Annotated in this window: 3 protein-coding genes; 1 reads left to right on the top strand and 2 read right to left on the bottom strand. The window is 69.9% G+C overall.

Features of this window, described 5'->3' with window-relative positions; translation table 11 throughout:
- Nucleotides 1-52: 52 nt before the first annotated feature.
- Complete coding sequence (locus B7L92_RS39900) at nt 53-205, bottom strand: DUF8834 family protein (RefSeq protein ID WP_016824723.1); 153 nt, start codon at nt 203-205, stop codon at nt 53-55.
- Between the two features lie 216 nt (nt 206-421).
- Here B7L92_RS39900 and B7L92_RS33960 point away from each other — a divergent pair, with 216 nt between their 5' ends.
- On the top strand, nt 422-1,324 hold the full coding sequence (locus B7L92_RS33960; protein ID WP_081241095.1) for an NYN domain-containing protein: 903 nt from the start codon (nt 422-424) through the stop codon (nt 1,322-1,324).
- A 39-nt stretch (nt 1,325-1,363) separates the two neighbouring features.
- On the opposite strand, the gene B7L92_RS33955 is transcribed toward B7L92_RS33960, so the two are convergent.
- Nucleotides 1,364-1,632: alpha/beta fold hydrolase (locus B7L92_RS33955; RefSeq protein WP_143626423.1), on the bottom strand; the 269-nt coding region annotated here is incomplete at its 5' end.

Here is a 1,632-nt window from a genome sequence, read left to right as displayed (position 1 = left end):
CCGATCGGTACGGGGGCTCCGAAGCATGCGAAGCGGGATCCGGCGTCCTGCGTTACGGGGTCGGCGTGTCGGCCGGGCGGATCCACAGGCGCTGTCCGATGGCGGCGGCCTGCTGAACGATGCGGTTGACGGAGGCGGCGTCCACGACGGTCGTGTCCACGGGCGTACCGTCGACGTCGTCGAGTCGCATGATTTCGAAGCGCACGGGCTTCTCCCTTCGTCTGGTCATCCTCCTGAAGGAGAACTACTTCGGTGGACGGCCCGCGAGCGGATCGGCTCGCGTTCCGTCATGGTCAACGGTCTGTGCGACGCACACATTCCCTAGCTAAGGAAATTTTTCGATCGACTAAATACTGGTCGTTAAGTGTTTCGAAGGAGACCGACCGGGACCGGTTGTGTTCGTAGCGTGACCGCCGGGACAATGGAAGCGATGAACGAAGACCTCACGGCCCTGAACGCCCGCATCGACCGCACGAACGAGTTGCTCCAGCGCATGCTCGCCGAGGTGGCGAAGACACCCTCGACCCATGCGATCTTCGTCGACGCGGGCTATCTGTACGCGGCCGCGGGGCGGCTGGTGGCCGGGACCGAGGACCGCCGGGCCTTCGACCTGGACGCCGAGGGACTCATCGACGCGCTCATCGACCGCGCCCGCACCGTCTTCGCGGACAGCAGGCTGCTGCGGGTCTACTGGTACGACGGCGCCAGACGCCGCATCCACACCGCCGAACAGCAGTCCATCGCCGAACTCCCGGACGTCAAGGTCCGCCTCGGCAACCTCAACGCCAACAACCAGCAGAAGGGCGTCGACTCCCTGATCCGCACCGACCTGGAGTCACTGGCCCGGCATCGCGCCATCAGCGACGCCGCCCTGCTCGGCGGCGACGAGGACCTCGTCTCGGCGGTCGAGGCGGCGCAGGGGTACGGCGCCCGGGTCCACCTGTGGGGCATCGAGGCGCCCGAGGGCCGCAACCAGGCCGAGCCGCTGCTCTGGGAGGTCGACAGCCAGCGCACCCTCGACCTCGACTTCTTCAAGCCCTACGTCTCCCGGCGCACGGCCCCGGCCTACGAGCCCGCGACGGGCCGGCCCACCCGTGAGGACGTCCGCTTCGTCGGCGCGCAGATCGCCGCGAAGTGGCTCGCCGCGCGCGGCCGGGACACCCTGGTGGAACTGCTCCCGGGCCATCCCTACCTGCCCGGCTCGGTCGACCAGGACCTGCTGGTGGAGGCGGAGGCCCTCCTCCAGTACTCCCTGCGGGGCCAGGCGGACCTGCGGCGCGCTCTGCGCGACGGCTTCTGGGGCCACCTGCAGTCGCAGTACTGACGTCACTGACGTCCTGGCGGCACGGGCGCCGCCGACGTCCTAACGGCCGCCGGGGCGGAGCCCGTCCCAGAAGTCGGCGAGGGCGCGGGCGGTCGGCTCCGGCGCGTCGATGGTGGGCGAGTGCTCGGCCCCGTCCACGACGGTGCGGTGCGCCTCCAGCCGTACGGCCATCTCGTCGAGGTCCGTCACCGGCCAGGTGTCGTCGTGCGTGCCGGACAGGACGTGGAACGGCAGCGGTACGGCGGCGAGTTCGGCCACCCGATCGGGCTCGGCGCACAACTGTCGCCCGGTGGCGAGCAGTTGTGCGC

Source organism: Streptomyces viridosporus (genome assembly GCF_002078235.1).
In the GTDB taxonomy this organism is placed as follows: Bacteria; Actinomycetota; Actinomycetes; order Streptomycetales; family Streptomycetaceae; genus Streptomyces; species Streptomyces viridosporus.
This window is presented reverse-complemented; position numbering and strand designations above follow the sequence as displayed.

Bases quoted from the DNA above. Each gene is read 5' to 3' on its own strand.
- B7L92_RS33960 (WP_081241095.1), top strand. From the start codon at position 422: ATGGAAGCGATGAACGAAGACCTCACGGCCCTGAACGCCCGCATCGAC.